The organism is Cupriavidus sp. GW822-FHT03E04 (assembly GCF_058801495.1).
Map to the genome: position 1 here is coordinate 250,592 of NZ_JBXANI010000003.1, position 15,844 is coordinate 266,435.

Annotated in this window: 14 protein-coding genes; 6 read left to right on the plus strand and 8 right to left on the minus strand. The window is 63.4% G+C overall.

The genetic code is table 11. The features are described from left to right. The first annotated feature begins 29 nt into the window (after nucleotides 1-29). The gene (gene pmbA, locus AC1RQC_RS05150) at nucleotides 30-1,400 is read left to right on the plus strand and encodes a metalloprotease PmbA (RefSeq protein ID WP_492882588.1); all 1,371 of its coding nucleotides are present in this window, start codon (nucleotides 30-32) and stop codon (nucleotides 1,398-1,400) included. Between the two features lie 90 nt (nucleotides 1,401-1,490). On the opposite strand, the gene AC1RQC_RS05155 is transcribed toward pmbA, so the two are convergent. From AC1RQC_RS05155 to AC1RQC_RS05165, 3 genes are all read right to left on the minus strand, one after another. Next, complete coding sequence (locus AC1RQC_RS05155; RefSeq protein ID WP_492882589.1) at nucleotides 1,491-1,991, minus strand: dihydrofolate reductase; 501 nt, start codon at nucleotides 1,989-1,991, stop codon at nucleotides 1,491-1,493. After that, on the minus strand, nucleotides 1,988-2,782 hold the full coding sequence (locus tag AC1RQC_RS05160; RefSeq protein ID WP_174427375.1) for a thymidylate synthase: 795 nt from the start codon (nucleotides 2,780-2,782) through the stop codon (nucleotides 1,988-1,990). Before AC1RQC_RS05160 ends, AC1RQC_RS05155 begins: the two co-directional genes overlap by 4 nt. Before the next feature lie 187 nt (nucleotides 2,783-2,969). Further along, nucleotides 2,970-3,668: a TerC family protein gene (locus AC1RQC_RS05165; RefSeq protein WP_492376082.1), complete on the minus strand. Its 699-nt coding sequence runs from the start codon at nucleotides 3,666-3,668 to the stop codon at nucleotides 2,970-2,972. A 562-nt stretch (nucleotides 3,669-4,230) separates the two neighbouring features. On the opposite strand from AC1RQC_RS05165, the gene egtD reads away from it, so the two are divergent. Both egtD and AC1RQC_RS05175 read left to right on the plus strand, forming a co-directional pair. Further along, entirely contained in the window at nucleotides 4,231-5,331 is a 1,101-nt protein-coding gene (gene egtD / locus AC1RQC_RS05170) for an L-histidine N(alpha)-methyltransferase (protein WP_492376083.1), read from the plus strand. 150 nt (nucleotides 5,332-5,481) lie between these two features. Then, entirely contained in the window at nucleotides 5,482-6,741 is a 1,260-nt protein-coding gene (locus tag AC1RQC_RS05175) for an SUMF1/EgtB/PvdO family nonheme iron enzyme (RefSeq protein ID WP_492882590.1), read from the plus strand. 136 nt (nucleotides 6,742-6,877) lie between these two features. Here AC1RQC_RS05175 and AC1RQC_RS05180 read toward each other — a convergent pair whose 3' ends face one another. Next, nucleotides 6,878-8,833, minus strand: a complete 1,956-nt coding sequence (locus AC1RQC_RS05180) for a DEAD/DEAH box helicase (protein ID WP_492376085.1) — start codon at nucleotides 8,831-8,833, stop codon at nucleotides 6,878-6,880. Between the two features lie 1,017 nt (nucleotides 8,834-9,850). Between AC1RQC_RS05180 and AC1RQC_RS05185 the strand changes: the two genes are divergently transcribed. The 3 genes from AC1RQC_RS05185 (at nucleotide 9,851) to AC1RQC_RS05195 (ending at nucleotide 11,714) form a co-directional block, all read left to right on the plus strand. Next, nucleotides 9,851-10,246 carry a YXWGXW repeat-containing protein gene (locus AC1RQC_RS05185; protein WP_492376095.1) on the plus strand — a complete coding sequence of 132 codons (396 nt, stop codon included), beginning with the start codon at nucleotides 9,851-9,853 and terminating at the stop codon, nucleotides 10,244-10,246. A 353-nt stretch (nucleotides 10,247-10,599) separates the two neighbouring features. Beyond that, nucleotides 10,600-11,337 carry a hypothetical protein gene (locus tag AC1RQC_RS05190; protein ID WP_492882591.1) on the plus strand — a complete coding sequence of 246 codons (738 nt, stop codon included), beginning with the start codon at nucleotides 10,600-10,602 and terminating at the stop codon, nucleotides 11,335-11,337. Continuing rightward, on the plus strand, nucleotides 11,334-11,714 hold the full coding sequence (locus tag AC1RQC_RS05195; protein ID WP_492882592.1) for a hypothetical protein: 381 nt from the start codon (nucleotides 11,334-11,336) through the stop codon (nucleotides 11,712-11,714). The genes AC1RQC_RS05190 and AC1RQC_RS05195 overlap by 4 nt, the downstream gene beginning before the upstream one ends. A 67-nt stretch (nucleotides 11,715-11,781) precedes the next feature. On the opposite strand, the gene AC1RQC_RS05200 is transcribed toward AC1RQC_RS05195, so the two are convergent. From AC1RQC_RS05200 to AC1RQC_RS05215, 4 genes are all read right to left on the minus strand, one after another. Beyond that, nucleotides 11,782-12,021 (minus strand): hypothetical protein, encoded by a 240-nt coding sequence (locus AC1RQC_RS05200; RefSeq protein ID WP_492882593.1) that lies wholly within the window; start codon nucleotides 12,019-12,021, stop codon nucleotides 11,782-11,784. After that, complete coding sequence (locus AC1RQC_RS05205) at nucleotides 12,018-13,019, minus strand: hypothetical protein (protein WP_492882594.1); 1,002 nt, start codon at nucleotides 13,017-13,019, stop codon at nucleotides 12,018-12,020. The genes AC1RQC_RS05200 and AC1RQC_RS05205 overlap by 4 nt, the downstream gene beginning before the upstream one ends. Nucleotides 13,020-13,177: 158 nt before the next feature. After that, nucleotides 13,178-13,750, minus strand: coding sequence for a hypothetical protein (locus tag AC1RQC_RS05210; protein WP_492882595.1), 573 nt, complete (start codon nucleotides 13,748-13,750; stop codon nucleotides 13,178-13,180). 8 nt (nucleotides 13,751-13,758) lie between these two features. Continuing rightward, nucleotides 13,759-15,828: an H-NS family nucleoid-associated regulatory protein gene (locus AC1RQC_RS05215; protein ID WP_492882596.1), complete on the minus strand. Its 2,070-nt coding sequence runs from the start codon at nucleotides 15,826-15,828 to the stop codon at nucleotides 13,759-13,761. Nucleotides 15,829-15,844: the final 16 nt, after the last annotated feature.

Consider the following 15,844-nt stretch of genomic DNA (forward strand, 5'->3'; position numbering starts at 1 on the left):
TGTTTGGACTTTTGATGACCGCGCCCACAATGGATCAATCCGCAGACCAGACCACCCACTTCACTTATACCCAGGCCCAGCTCAGCGAGATGGCCGCCGATGTGCTGCGGGTGGCACGCGAGCTGGGCGCCACCGACGCGGCTACTGAGATCTCCGAGGGCAGCGGCCTGTCGGTGTCGGTGCGCAAGGGCCAGGTGGAAACCATCGAGCAAAACCGCGACAAGGTAGTGGGCGTCACGGTCATGATCGGCCAGCGGCGCGGCAACGCCAGCACTTCGGATTTCTCGCCGGCGGCCCTGCGCGCCACGGCCGAGGCGGCTTACAACATCGCTCGCTTCACCGCGGAAGACGATTGCGCCGGCCTGGCTGAAGAAGCGCTGCTCGAGCGCAACCCGCAGGATCTCGACCTGTTCCACCCCTGGAGTATCGACGCTGAGCAAGCCATCGAGCTCGCGCGGCGCGCCGAGGCGGCCGCCTTCGCGGTCTCGCCGCGCATTCGCAATAGCGACGGCGCCAGCGTCTCGGCCCAGCATTCGCAGTTCGTGCTGGCCACTTCGCGCGGCTTCACGGGCGGCTACCCGTATTCCCGCCACTTTATTTCCTGCGCGCCGATCGCCGGCACCGGCAGCGGCATGCAGCGCGACGACTGGTACTCGTCCAAGCGCGCGCCCGGCGCGCTGGCCGCGCCCGAGGACATCGGCCGCTATGCCGCCGAACGCTCGCTGGCCCGCCTGAATGCGCGCCAGTTGTCGACGCGCCGCTGCCCGGTGCTGTTCGAGGCACCTCTGGCCGCCGGCCTGCTCGGCGCCTTCGTGCAGGCCGTGTCCGGCGGCGCGCTGTACCGCAAGTCGACCTTCCTCTACGACACATTGGGCAAGGCGGTGTTCGCGCCGCATATTCATATCCACGAGCAGCCCCACCTGCCGGGCGCCATGGGCAGCGCACCCTTTGACGAAGAAGGCGTGAAGACCCACGCGCGCGATGTGGTGCGCGGCGGCGTGGTGGAAGGCTATTTCCTCTCCACGTACTCGGCGCGCAAGCTGGGCATGACGACCACCGGCAACGCCGGCGGCTCGCACAACCTGACGCTCTCCAGCAAGCTGACCACGCCGGCAGACGACTTCGCCGGCATGCTGCGCAAGCTGGGCACCGGCCTGCTGGTGACCGAGCTGATGGGGCAGGGCGTGAACTACGTGACGGGCGATTACTCGCGCGGCGCGTCAGGCTATTGGGTCGAGAACGGCGTGATCCAGTACCCGGTGGAAGAGATCACCATCGCCGGCAACATGAAGGAGATGTTCCAGCAGATCGTGGCCATTGGCGCCGATGCGCTGGTGCGCGGCACCAAGGAAACCGGCTCGGTCCTGATCGAGCAGATGACCATTGCCGGCGGCAACTAAAACGACAGCGGCGGCCTGAAGACAGGCCGCCGCGCGCGTAAAACGTCAGCGACGTCAGCGACGCTTGAAACTTTCCGTTTGAGGCGGCCGTTATTCCTCGCCCGACGGCGGGCGCTCGTACGTCACGAACGCGTAGTCGAAACCGTTCGCCTCCGAATGATGCCGCTCGCGCTGCGTCGCGACCCACTGCTGCGGGTCGATGGCCGGAAACACCGCGTCGCCCTCCACATCCGCATCGATTTCCGTCACCACCAGCCGGTCAGCGCTGGGCAGGGCCTCGGCATACAGCTGCGCGCCGCCGATCAGGAAGATCTGCGGTGCGCCCACGCATAGCCGCTGCGCTTCTTCCAGCGAGTTCGCCACGTCGCAGCCCTCGATGCGCAGGTCGCTGTTGCGGCTCACCACGATATTGCGCCGGCCCGGCAGCGGCCGGCCGATCGACTCCCACGTCTTGCGGCCCATCACGATGGGCGCGCCCATGGTGGTGCGCTTGAAGTGCGCCAGGTCCTCGGGCAGGCGCCAGGGCAGGGTGTTGTCGCGGCCGATCACGCCGTTGCGGGCTTTCGCCACGATCAGGGTCAGCAACGTCATACGGCCACCGGTGCCTTGATGGCCGGATGCGATTCGTAGCCCACCAGTTCGAAGTCCTCGTATTTGTAGTCGAAGATGCTGTCGGGCTTGCGCAGGATCTTCAGTTGCGGCAACGCCATCGGTGCGCGCGCGAGCTGGGTTGCCACCTGCTCGGCATGGTTGCTGTAAATGTGGCAGTCGCCGCCGGTCCAGATGAAGTCGCCTACCTCCAGCCCGGTCTGCTGCGCGATCATGTGCGTCAGCAGCGCATAGCTGGCGATATTGAACGGCACACCAAGGAAGATATCGGCGCTGCGCTGGTACAGCTGGCAGGACAGGCGGCCGTCGGCCACGTAGAACTGGAAGAATGCATGGCAGGGCGGCAGCTTCATCTGCGCGATCTCGCCCACGTTCCAGGCCGATACGATCAGCCGGCGCGAATCGGGATTGCTGCGGATCTGCGCCATCAGGTCGGTGATCTGGTCGATGTGGCGGCCGTCCGGCGTGGGCCACGCGCGCCACTGCGAGCCATAGACCGGCCCGAGCTCGCCGTTTGCGTCGGCCCATTCGTCCCAGATGCTGACGCCGTTGTCCTTCAGGTACTGGATGTTGGTCGAGCCCTTCAGGAACCACAGCAGTTCGTGAATGATCGACTTCATGTGCAGCTTCTTGGTGGTCACCACCGGGAAGCCTTCGCGCAGGTCGAAGCGCATCTGGTAGCCAAACACCGAGCGCGTGCCGGTGCCGGTGCGGTCGGCCTTTTCGGTGCCATGCTCTTGCACATGGCGCATGAAGTCGAGGTACTGTTTCATCGGCGCGGGTGTTGGGGAAAAGTGACGCGACAGCGGTGTGCGCGTATGGCAGGCAATCTGCTAACCGAATAGCAAATTGCTAAAGGGTTAGCATTTTATCGCAAAGCAAAACGGGCCGCCTTTCGGCGGCCCGTGGCGACCCGTTTTCAGGTTCCAGCTAGCTCGGCGGCGCTGGCGCCGTCGCGCATTACTGCGCGGCCGTAGCCGGAGCCCGGCGCTTTTGCACCAGGTAGCCGCCGCCCAGCACGCCGCCGACGACCACCACGAACAAGCCGTAGTAGGCCAGTGCGTTGCTGTTGAAGAACTCCTTCACCAGCGGCTCGCTGACGATCATCTTGACTGCCGTGAAGGCCAGCACGCCGGCACCCGCGAAGATGATCGAGGGGAAGCGCGACATCAGCTTGAGCACCAGGCTCGAGCCCCACACCACGATGGGGATGCTGATGAGCAGGCCCAGCACCACCAGCAGGAAGCTGCCGTGCGCCGCGCCAGCCACAGCCAGCACGTTGTCCACGCCCATCACAGCATCGGCGATGATGATCGTCTTCATCGCGCCCACCAGGGTGGTTGCGCCCGCGCCATGCTCGTCGCCATTGCCGTCATCGGACAGCAGCTTGTAGGCGATCCACACCAGGGCCGCGCCGCCGATCAGCAGCAGGCCAGGGATCTTGAGCAGCCACACCACGCCGACCGTCATGGCCGAACGGACCACGACCGCGCCGACAGTCCCCCAGATGATGGCCTTCTTCTGCAGGTGGGGCGGCAGGTTGCGCGCCGCCAGGGCGATCACGATCGCATTGTCGCCGGCCAGCACAAGGTCAATGACGACGATGGATAGCAGTGCCGTCAGGAACTGCATCGTGAACAAATCGGTAAACCATTCCATGAAATCTCCTCGAACAACGAATAGCTAAGAGCCGTGCGTACGCACCGGTTTGGCCTGGAGACATGATGTGTGGGAGCTTGGGGCGCCTTTGCAAACCATGAAACCAGGTTGCAAAGGTCTTGCTCGACCGCTGATGGTACTTGGCGCGGTCAGCACAACCGGAGACTGTCAGTCCCGGAATGACGATTGTGCTAAGGGCATGGCCCCGGAGCTACTCCCCTTTGAGGGGCGATCCAATCCGGGCGAGCCCGAAGCAGATACGCTGAGGCGGATTATAAACGATGCTGCGTATTTTTTGTGGGGGCGCTGTGGCGGCATTGCGGCGGCATTGCGGCGGCAAACTGTTGTTGAACAAGGCGCACTTTCTGGTTTTCACTGCACTGAGGATTTTGTGCAATGCGGTAAGCACACTCCGCGCTCGCCAGCTATCCTGAGAAGACTTGCATCGGCTGATGCGCCCCAGACGTCACCGGAGGCGGATCCCTTGCAACTCCCGCGCATGCCGTGACGTGCGGGCCCCTGGGGGTTTTATGCAGTGCCCATCGACCATCAAGGAAACGTCATGCCGGCAGTCCCGACCCCGCTGAATCCACTGAACGTACGCCTCAATCACACCCAAGCCAATCACAACGGCACCTCGGCCCTGAAACCCAACGGCCCCCCCGCCAGCAGCGTCGTCGTCGGCAACGGCCATGCGCAGCCGAACCCGGTGCCCCGGCTGGATTTCATCCAGCAGTACCACGAGGACAGTGGCGCGCTACGCGGCGAGATCACGCGCGGCCTGCTGGCCGGCGCCGCCAGCATCAGCCCCAAGTTCTTCTACGACGTGCTCGGCTCGCGCCTGTTCGAGGCCATCACCGACCTGCCCGAGTACTACCCCACGCGCACCGAGGCCGCGGTCTTTTCTGCATTTGCTCCCGCCATGGCCGCGCGCGCCGGCAGTGGCTGCGTGCTGATCGACCTTGGCGCGGGTAACTGCCAGAAAGCGGCCCGGCTCTTCGGCAGCCTGCAGCCGGCGCAATACGTGGCGCTGGATATCTCGGTGGAGTTCCTGCGCGGCACGCTGTTCTGCCTGCAGCAGCAGCATCCGCAGATTCCCATGCTTGGCTTGGGCGCCGACCTGTGCGTGCCGCTCGATCTGCCGCCCGAGGTCAGGCACGGGCGCCGCCTGTTCTTTTATCCAGGATCCAGCATTGGCAATTTCGCACCAGCTCAGGCGCAGGCCTTGCTGCAGCGGCTGCGGGCCGCGGCGGGCAGGGGGGATGGCGTGCTGATTGGCGTGGACCTGCTCAAGGACGAGCAGGCGCTGGTGGCCGCCTATGATGACCCGCTGGGTGTGACCGCCGCCTTCAATCGCAATGTGCTGCGCAACCTGAATCGCATCGTGGGCAGCGACTTTCAGCTTGAGGACTGGCGTCATGTGGCCAGCTTCGACCGCGAGGGGTCGCGCATCCAGATGCACCTGCAAGCTGAGCGCGAGGTCACCGTGCACTGGGCGGAGGGTAGCCGCGGCTTCCGCGCGGGCGAGCAGATTCATACGGAGGATTCGTATAAATACCGCCCTGACGACTTCGCTGCCTTGCTCGAGGCTGCGGGCTTCGACGATCCGGTCTGGTGGAGCGATCCGCGCGGATGGTTCGCGGTGTTCCACGCCCGGGTCTGAAGTCTGAGGCTACGGGGCCCACCGCGAGGGGGCGGCTGGGCCTGGTGTCATAATGCCCGCATCTATCCGGCGAAAGGTGCGGCGCATGGCGCACGCGGCTCGCCGGATCACGCAACCGGGTGCCAATCCCATTCTCCGGCAGGGTGTTCGATGAGCGGCTTTTCCATGCTTCCCGACCTTCATTTCAACGGCGGCAAGGCCGTCTGGGCCGATGCCCGGCGGCTGCCGCGCGAAGGCCTGGCGCAGGCGCTGGTGGAAGCGCGCAACCGCACCCTGGCCTGGCTGGCCGCTTTTGGCCAGACCCGGCGTGGCTGGGAGGTGCCTCGCCAGGATTTTGCCGACCCGCCGTTGTGGACGCTCGGGCATGTGGCCTGGCACGCCGAATGGTGGTGCCTGCGCGACGTGCGCACGCTCGAGCGCGATGGCGCCTGGCTGCAGGTGGCCAGTGTGCCGTCGCTGCTGCCCGGCGCCGACGAGTGGTTCGATCCCGATCGCATCGATCCCGATGCCCGCTGGGAGGTCACGCTGCCCGACGTGGCCGTGGTCAAGCGCTACGCCGCCGACGTGCTCGATGCCGTCCTGCGCCGGCTGGCGGCGCAACCCGACGATGGCGATAACACGCTCTATGCTTGGCGCCGCGCGCTGTTTCACGAGGACCGCCAGGGCGAGGCCATCGCCGCTCTGCTGCAGGCGCTGGGCGTTGCCCCGGTGGAGCCTGCGGTCGTCCTGCCGTCGGTATCGGTGCCGCACGGCGGTACCTTGCAGTTTCCCGGCGGGCGTTTCATCCAGGGCTGGAACACGCCGGATGGTTTCGCGCTGCCCGACGAGTTGCCGCCGCAGCCTACCTATGTGCCAGCTTTCGAGATGGATGCCGCGCCGGTCAGCAATGCGCAGTTCCTCGATTTCGTAGAGGACGGCGGCTACGAGCGCGCGTCGTGGTGGTCGGCGGCGGGGCGCCAGTGGCTGATGATGCAGGATCGCTCGGCGCCACGCTACTGGGCTCGCCATTCTGAGTCGCGAGCCTGGATGGCCTTGCGCTTCGGCAGTCTGCGCACGTTGAACCCTGACGAGGCGGTACGTCACGTCAGCCTGTTCGAGGCGCAAGCCTGGTGCGCCTGGGCAGGCCGGCGCCTGCCCACGGAAACGGAATGGGAGCTGGCGGCGGTCCAGGATCGGGGCGGCCTGCGCTGGGGCATGGTGCGCGAGTGGACGGCGACGCCGTACGAGCCCTACGCGGGATTCGAGGCGGACCCCACCGATATGGAATACGTGTACTGCTTTGCCAGCCACCAGGCGGTACGGAGCACGTCTTTCGCCAGCCCGGCGCGCCAGCATCATGCGCGCGCGCGCATGGCGCTGCTGCCCGAGGACGATTTCGCGTTCGTCGGTTTTCGCAGTTGTTCGATGTAGCGGGGCGCTGGTTGCCCGTGGCGAGCGCCGTTGGTTGAGGCGGCCAAAGCCAAAGAAAAAGGCACCCGAAGGTGCCTTTTTCTTTGGCTTTGCGAGAGGTCACCGCCTAAGCGGTGAACCTGTTCAGCCTGGCGAATTAACGCTCGAAACGCGAGCGGCCGCCGGTGTTGCCGTTGCCGTTGCGCTGACCGCCGCCGAAGCTGCGGGGGGCGCCATCACGGTTGCCATCGCGGTTGCCGAAGCTGCGGCCTTCGCCGCCACGGTAGCCACCGTTGCCGCCATTGCCGGCTGCACCGCCGCCAAAGCCGCCACGATTGCCGTCGCCGAAGCTGCGGGGAGCCGCGCCGTCACGATTGCCGAAGCCACGATTGTCGCCGCCACGGTAGCCGCCGCCTTCGTTGTTGAAGCTGCGCTGGCCGCCGGCTGCGCCCTGGCCGCCCTGGCCACGATAGCCGGTGCTGTTGCCATTGGGGTTGCCCAGGCCGCTACGGTCGCCGAAGCCACGGTTGCCGTCACGGTCGCCGAACGGGCGATCGCCTGCGGGACGCGGGGCGCCGTCACGGCTGCCGAAGCCGCGGCTTTCGCCGCCGCCGAACTTGCGGTCGCCAAAGCTGCGGTTTTCACCACCGCGATAGCCGCCGCCATTGCTGTTGCCACGGTAGCCACCGCGGTCACCACCCGGCTTGCCGGCGAAGCCCGAACGCGGCTTCGGCGAGCGACGCGGCTCCAGGCCTTCAATCACCGATGCGTCGACACGGTTGTTGGTGAAGCGCTCGATGCGCTTCCACTGGAACATGTCGCCGTGGTTCACCAGGTTGATGGCGACGCCCGAGCGGCCAGCACGGCCGGTGCGGCCGATACGGTGGACGTAGTCTTCCGCTTGCTTGGGCAGGTCGAAGTTGACCACGTGGGTGATGTCGGGCACATCGATGCCGCGTGCGGCCACGTCGGTTGCCACCAGGATGCGCAGGTTGCCGCGGCGCAGCGAGGTCAGCGTGCGGTTACGCGCGCCCTGGGTCATGTCGCCGTGCAGCGCGCCGGCTGCGAAGCCGGTGTCCGACAGGCGCTCGGCCAGCGAATCGGCATCACGCTTGGTCGCGGTGAAGACGATGGCTTGCTTGAGCGTGGTGTCGCGCAGCAGGTGGTCCAGCAGCTTTTCCTTGTGCGACATGTCGTCGGTGAAGTGCAGGCGCTGTTCGATATTGCTTTGGTCGGCGCGGGTCGCGGCGATTTCGATGCGTTGCGGATCGCGCAGCTGACGCGAAGCCAGCTGGGCGATGCGGCCGTCCAGCGTGGCCGAGAACATCAGCGTCTGGCGGGTGGCCGGGGTAGCGGCAACGATGGCGTCGATGTCGTCGGCGAAGCCCATGTCGAGCATGCGGTCGGCCTCGTCGAACACCAGCATGTCCAGCTGCGACAGGTCGATACGGCCGGCTTCAACGTGGTCCAGCAGGCGGCCCGGGGTAGCGACCAGGATGTCAGGCATCTTGGACAGCGCGGCGAGCTGCTTCGGGTAAGGCATGCCGCCCAGGATGCTGGCGCAGACGATGCGGCGCAGGTGGCGGCCGTACTTGGCGGTGGCTTCGGTAACCTGCAGGGCCAGTTCGCGGGTCGGGGTCAGCACCAGCAGCGCGGGTTGCGCCGGCGACGGACGGGGGCGCTTGCCCTTCATGCGCTTGACCGGATCGTCCGAACGCGGGCGATTCGGCGAAGCCTTCTCGCTGATGCGCTGGATCGCCGGCAGGATAAAGGCGCCGGTCTTGCCCGAGCCGGTCTGGCTCGACACCAGCAGGTCGCGGCCAGCCAGGAAGGCGGGGATCGCTTGTGCCTGCACCGGGGTCGGGGTGGTGTAGTTCAGTTCAACCAGGGCGCGAAGAATGGCTTCTTCGAGGCCGAGCTTGGCGAAGCCGTTTTCGGCATCGATGGCAACAGCGGCAGGCGCCGCCACGGCGGCTTCCGGGCTGAGGATGGCGTCGAGCTTGTCGAGCGGGCTCGGTTCCTGGATAGCGGGGGTGGCGATGGCTGCGGCTTCGATCGATGCGTCGGCGGCGGAGGCAAAATCTTGCTCCGCACGAATGTCGTGCTGGGTCATGTCGTAATTTTCTTTAAATGCATGGCACCCCATGCCGAACTAGCGAACAGGGGCGGGCGCAGTGCAAAGTCTTAAAAAGGCTTCGGCGCCAATCGGTGAGGCCGTTACGACAGACACAGCTGGCAGTACGGCGGCAGGCAGGGTGACACCGGGCACAAGGCCGGGCGGCAGTCCCTGGCAGGCAAACAGCTCTATAGAGCTATTCAACAGGATCGGAGACGAGGCGACGTCGGTGAGAAATGCGTTCTGTCGGGTATCACCACTTGGCCTTGATGCAGCAAACAGCGCGGCAACATAAAGCAGGCCAGTCGGCGGGACCGGGGAGCAGAGCTTGAGAGCGGGGGCGGTATCGCCTGCCGGAAGAACCCGGCTGGCGTGTTGCACAACTCACAGTGCGAACTCACGGCGCGAATTATAGCAGAAACAAAAGTAAGTTTGTTGCACTGCGATAGGAATTCCTTTCTGAGGCCGATATGCGGCTGAAGCACGAGATTTTGCGTGCTATCGCGCACTTTTCGAGGCATTTACCCCTGCCGCATTCAAAGTTGCATCCGTAGGCTGCCTGCCTATACTGAAGCCGTCGGGCACACGGTTGCCCGGCACGGTGGCGGACCTGGAATACCCGCTGACCTTCCTCGGCGCTTTGCTTTAAGTGCTGCTAGCCGCTGATATCGCGGCAGTCGGCGTCAGTGCCAGCTTTCCTTCGACTCTCCGGGTGGTCCGGAGGGACGTCCGCGTCATGGGCGGAATCATGGGAAACGCTGCTTGCAACGACTGTTGCCGCGATAGCGCCGGCGTTGACCTGGAAGGTCCGGACCGTCCGCAACCAGCCCGCCAGTTTCCTGGCGGGCTTCTCGTTTGTGGGGCTGGCGGTTCTGCTAACCGCGCCTCGCCTCGCCACGCCGCTGCGTTTCCTTCGCGCGACAAAAGTCATCCATGGATACCTTTGCTAACAGCCAGAAGTTCCGGGTCAGGCTATTCTCGCTCCTGAACAACACAGGCAAGCGAGAGAACAATATGCGAAAGATTCTGTTGTGTGCGGCAGCAGTAGCGGGCTTTGCGGGTGGGTTGGGCGTGGCGCCGGCGGCGCTGGCCCAGGTGTCAATCAATGTGGCGATTGGTGTTCCGCCGCCCGCCCCCGTCTATGAAGCCGTCCCGGTTGCGCGTCCCGGCTACGTCTGGGCCCCCGGCTACTGGGATTGGGACGATCGCGGCCACAAGCACAAATGGAAAAAGGGCAAATGGGAGCGCGAGCGCGCCGGCTACGTCTACGAGGCGCCGCGTTGGGTGCAGGCCAGCGGTGGCTGGGTGTTGATGCCCGAGCGCTGGGACGGACGCGGCGACGGTGGGTATGGCAAGAAAGACAAGGGCTATCACTGTCCCCCGGGGCACGCCAAGAAAGGCGAGTGCTGAATAGGGAGTGGCGCGTTTCTTGGGCGGTGAGGATTTTGATATACTCCGGCCTGCTCCGGGATCCGCGCCGCCAAGGCGCACTCACCGACCCGGGAGTGTCTATCGTCTCGCCGTAGTTCACGGCGCGGAATGATGAGCTAAGTGATTGATTTCAATGCAATTTCCTATTTGCTGTAGCAAATTTGTAGCGGGCGTTGAATGCGAGTTCGGCATCTGAACCCCACTTTCGGATGAGCATTGCGGTATCCGCCCGATAGGAAATGACAATCAAGTTCCCCTGCAAGATCCATATAATCTAGTGGAAGAGTGGGCGTACCTGCACCACACAGAATAGCAATAAGGGAGCAGTCGGGATGCCAGCACATGCGCTTACCGCGCACAACGACATCATCGATGACATCAACGGGCTTTGGCTTGGCTCGCCATTTCTTGATCGCAATGATCTTCAAATGAGGTTGATGTTCAAGCGAGTTGAGGCTGTCAAGAAGATTGATCCTGTGGAAGGATGGGCACTTGCTGGGATTCTCGCGTCAGTCGTAGGCGACAGGAAGAACTGTGACTATGCGTTCCAAAATGCGTTTCGGATTGGCGGGCAGAACGCTCATGTCGTGGGTAACTGGTTCGCCAGTCTCTGCAATTTAGGGCTTTTTTCCCAAGGCCAGGCTCTGTTTGCCGAGTGGGGGCAACCTCGATTCAACTTCTTGGCGACGATGATTCCAGAGGCGATGACCGCTGGGGCGCTCCAGGCGCTCGCAGAATTCATAGCTGAGGGCGAGAGGAAATTTCAGATGGAATTCGACCCGCGCTACAGCGAGCAAGCCATTCGTATGGCGAAATTGACGCAGGAGTTGGGCATTACAGACAAGGATGTTGCCGCGCATCTGGATGCGGCTGGCGATGTTCTGCATAGACATGGATTTGCCACTAAGTTGGTCAACACCCTTATGGATGTTGATGCGCACGCCTTGATCTATCAGATATGCGTTGGTCAGGAGGCTGACATTTTTGGGCTGAATCTTGAGCTCGCCGCCGAGCAGTTTGCTCGAGGTCTGAAAGCGACTCCCAACTTCGATGTTGTTGTTGCGGAATGAGCGCGAACCCTCAAGAGATGCTTGCCTGCGCTGAGGCAATTGCTGCAGCGGCACAGTGTGAAGCGAACTATCGGTCCGCAATTAGCCGCGCTTACTATGCCGGCTATCACGCTGCGAAGCAGTTCCATGATGCTCTTCCCGCGCCTGGCAGCAATAACGGCGTCAATGGCTCCCATGAGATCCTCGTGCAGCAGCTGTACCACCCGGGTGTGAAGGGGGGAAGTCCTGAGCACCTAAAGTCGGTCACGTTGGGGAAATTCTTGAATCAGGCGAAGATGCTTCGCACTGTCAGTGACTATAAGCTGAACGAGGATATCTCGGAGAGGCAGATGGCTATTGTCGTGAATGCCTCGAGAAATATCGTCGCGAACACCTGACTCACCGACAAGGCAGTGACAAGGGCCGACGGCATGTCGGCCCTTTTCCGTTTCATCTTTCGGCGCGTCACGCCGCTCTCAATCCCCTGCCTCGTGCCGCCCGATCCATGGCATCGAGATACTCGGCGACAGCCTGGTATGAGGCAAAGCGGCGCCCCCCTTCCGAATAGGTATGAATTGGGAATGACCTGGCGCTGACCTGGTTCCGAATTGTTCCTTCGGTAATGTCTAGCAGGCTCGCCAGTTGGGCCACACTCAACCGCGGGCCATATTGCTCGAGCAAGTAGGCTTGTGTTAGTAGGCTCATTGCCGTGTCTCCGGATGGCCATCGTGTTGCACTCCGTCGAGCTGGGGTGGTTGGGGTATTCCAATCGAGGCCATGCTACGATGCGGCAAAAAAACGACGCCCCCCACATGCCTGCCAAATTTTTCGACTATCGTGACTTCGAGGTAACTGTCTTTGCGGAGCAAAGCTTCACGGGCCTTTGGGTCGCCACGTACCACGCATTTCCCTTCGCTGAGAGCGCGTCGGAGAACCCGGGGGAAGTCCTGTCCTTCAGATTCCTCTGCGATGGCCGGGAGTACAGGCTGGTCTGGAACGCGCAGGAGGCGATTCACGAAGCGGAGAATTTCGCGCGGGCTGCCATTGACGCCAAGTTGTTGTGCGCTTCGCTGCGCGCCTAGGTGTTTGCTCCCAGCCTTGCTATCTGCCGCCCCGATATGAAGTAAATGGAGAAATTTTTCAGCAAGGAAGTCGCCGACGCCATTGGCATCTGTGCCGCTCTCCAGGTCGCCGATCTCGCCAGGCTGATGCGTGAGACGATGGATCGGTCCAACGCTAGGCTGATCGCTGCCGGACGCCCCACCCTTCAGGAGCAGTGGGCCAAAGTTGAACAAAAGATCGCGTCCAGGAAACGGGGTCGCGAGAAACCGCACGCGCCGCCATGCTAGGATTTTCCTTGAGTTGGGAGGGCGACGATGGAAGAGCAACGGAAAGGTGTTTATCGAGGCTTTGAAATTTCCTCGACAGTCCATGGGGATCCCGCTGCCGGTTTTCACGTCATTGCCCAGCGAGTCCAACTCACGGCTCCAGGGACGTCGGTTCACGTGCCCATCGACGATATCGCGGCCGCGCGATTCGTGGACATTGACAGCGCTCTCGTCGCCTCCTTCGCGTGCATTCAGGCGGCAATTGACAGGCACATCCAAGGATTGGAAGCACGCTAGAGGGTTGTTACGATGACTAAGGAAAAATCCTTCGACAAAGAGCTTTCTGACAAGGTTGGCGTAGGTAAGGTGATCCATGTTGTTCTGCTGAGTCAGGAGACACGCGAATGCCTTGAGAGGATCAATGTCGAACGCGCACTGCTTGGCCTGGAATCTGTTCGGGACCCGGTGGACGCGTTCTTGGACTTCGATAGGATCCTGGGGTTTCCTGGCGACCCGACCAAGTGATCTTTCAGTCATCCTTTAGCTCCAGCGGCGCTAATCAAATCGATGGCGCGCTGCAGGCGAATCAAAGTGCCGCAGCCATGGTCTTCGGGCCTCAGTCGCGTGACAACACGCAAAGCTTCTTCCATTGCTGTGCGACTGACGGCGAGCAGGGCCGTGAGGGCGTCAATGCGGTGGGTCTGGTCGGTAACGCTGCCGCGCAGAAGGGCGCGCATGGCATAGGTGGCAATGGCTTGGTGCGGCACTTCACGAGAGAAAAGAAACGCGGCGAAGTTGGCTATGTGCACCGGATTGCCTTTAACCAGGCTCTCACCGAGGAGTGAGGCGAGACGCTCTGGGGAGCACTCCAGCGGCGAGTCCCACCCCCGTTTGCCATCCTCCGTGCGGCACCTTGCCAACGTTTCTTTCATGGCTGCGGCGAGCTTGTCGACTGCGATGTCATCGATATGGACAGCTGGTGCCAGCTTCACGCGTTTGCTCGATGTGGCGGCGAGGATCATCCCCGTTTCCTCGGGGAGGCGCGCCGCTATGGAGTTCATTGACGCGCCGGGCTGGGTGCGTTTCTTGATCGTGATCTTTTTCATGCGGTGTCTCACTGCACCAGGAATGAATCGATGCTCTGGCCACCCGCCAGCGCGTGGGCGAGCCAGCCCGGCTGTTTGCCGCGGCCGGTCCAGGTGTTGCCGTTTGCATCGCGGTACCGGATGGGTGGCTTGTTGGAATTCGCGCCGTAGGCCTGTGCCGCGGCCGCGGGGTCGCCGTCGTCGGCGGGCCGGCGCAGTACGGCCGGCAGCCAGCGGCGCCCCTCCAGGTACTGCTCAGCCGCGCCGATCATGGCGTCCTTTTTCATGGTGCCGATGCTTGCGGCGGCCTCTTCACTAACCGCCTCGCGTACGGCTTCCATCCGTCGAGATTTGGGTACGCTGGCCAGGTAGGAGCCGGCAGTGGGCTGCCACCAGTCGGCCATGTCCAGACCTACGGCGGCCGCGAGCTGGTTGGCGTGTTCATGCACTGCCGAGTCTTCACGCGTGGCCTGCGTATCGATGGTATGGGCGACGCAGACGGCCAGGAGGTTGAGCTGGTCGGCCTGGCTCAGTGCCTGCAGCCAGGCGAACAGATCCTCTCCCTCGCCGGGAAGACGATCTTCCCAGCTGGCGATGCTGGCCTCCATGCTCTGCCAGGCGCGAGAGGCCTCTAGGTCGTCGGCCGCACGCTGGATCGTGCTGCGCTGGTTACTTGCTTGGATCCTGGCCAGCTGGAGGCGGTGGTCGAGCTTGGCGAAAACCTGCGTCACCATGGCGTGGAGCAGAAGCACCAGGGCGATGCCCGGCGAGCCGGCGACCAGTGCCTGCAGCGCGCCAGTGCGGTGGGCGGTGAGCTTTGCCATCAGGCTTTCGGAAATCGGCCGCTCGGCCGGTTCTTCCGGCACGCCGTCCTGGCCGGCGTGCCGGATCTCCCCACCGTCATCGTTGGAGCGCAGGTTCTTGCCCTTCGCCTTGCCCTTGCTCGGCTTGATGAGACCGCGGTGGACTTCCAACTCGCCGTTATGGGCAATTGTGATGATGGCGCCGGCTTTGGCCTTCTGACGGTCGGTGTAGGTGGCCATGCTGGCTTCGAGCGCCTCTATCTGTTCCTCCACGCTGCCCAGCTCCTCGAGCAGCTCATCGTCTTCAACATCCAGGGCAGCATTGCGCTGGTCGATCTCCGCCGCCCGGGCTTGGAGTTCGGTCAGTTGCGCTTGCTCTTCGTCGGTCAGGGTGCGCTTCTTGGCTTGGCTCTTGCCGAAGGATTCCATGTCGCTGTAGCTGACCTTGCCGAGCGCTTCGACCCAAGACCAACCCTCGGCACGAATGCGCTCGGCCGCAGCTTCGAGCTTCTCCTCGGCCAGCCGCGCCAGCAGTTCCCCGTCGCCGATGAAGCCGCCGCCTTCGCTGAACAGATCCCGCATGACCGAGCCGCCGGCCGCCTCATAGGCATTCAGTCCGACGAAGCGTGCGAGACGGTCCGTCTTAGCGTTAATGGCGCCAGGCATGGCCAGGGCGGCACGCAATTTCGCCGGCGCCTGTTCCCACGGTCCCAGGTCCTTGACGCGCTTCCAGACGCGCTCCTGGGCGGCCTGGTCGTCAGTGATGGCCAGTGCCATCAACTGGTCGAGGCTCATCTCGTCGTCGCGGTAGGACTGCACCAGGTTGGGCGAAACGCTGGCGAGCTTAAGGCGGCGGCGCACCACCAGTGGCGTCACACCGAAGCGGGCAGCGACCTCCTCGGTGGTGCTGCCGGCATTGATCATGTCGCGGAAGGCATCGAACTCGTCGGCCGGGTGCATGGCCTCGTGCATGTTCGCGGCGATGCTGATCTCTTCGGCATGGACAGGATTTTCCAGCTTGCAGAGGAACTCGAAATCATCGGGGAACTTGCCGGCCTCAATATTCTGGAGTGCAGCTAGGAGCCGGCCGCCGCCATCCACGACTTCATGCGTGGGGGCGTTCTTCTTGCGGCTGACGTGCGCGATCACGGACAAATTCTTAATCTGGCCATGGGCGAGCAGGGAGGCGGCCATCTCGTTAATCATCCTGCGTGGCCGGCGGCGGCGGTTGCGCGGTGAAATGATCAGTTGGCGGGCGGGGATGCGGAGAAGGTCTCCGGGTTGGACTTGGGGCATGACGGCTCCGATGTGT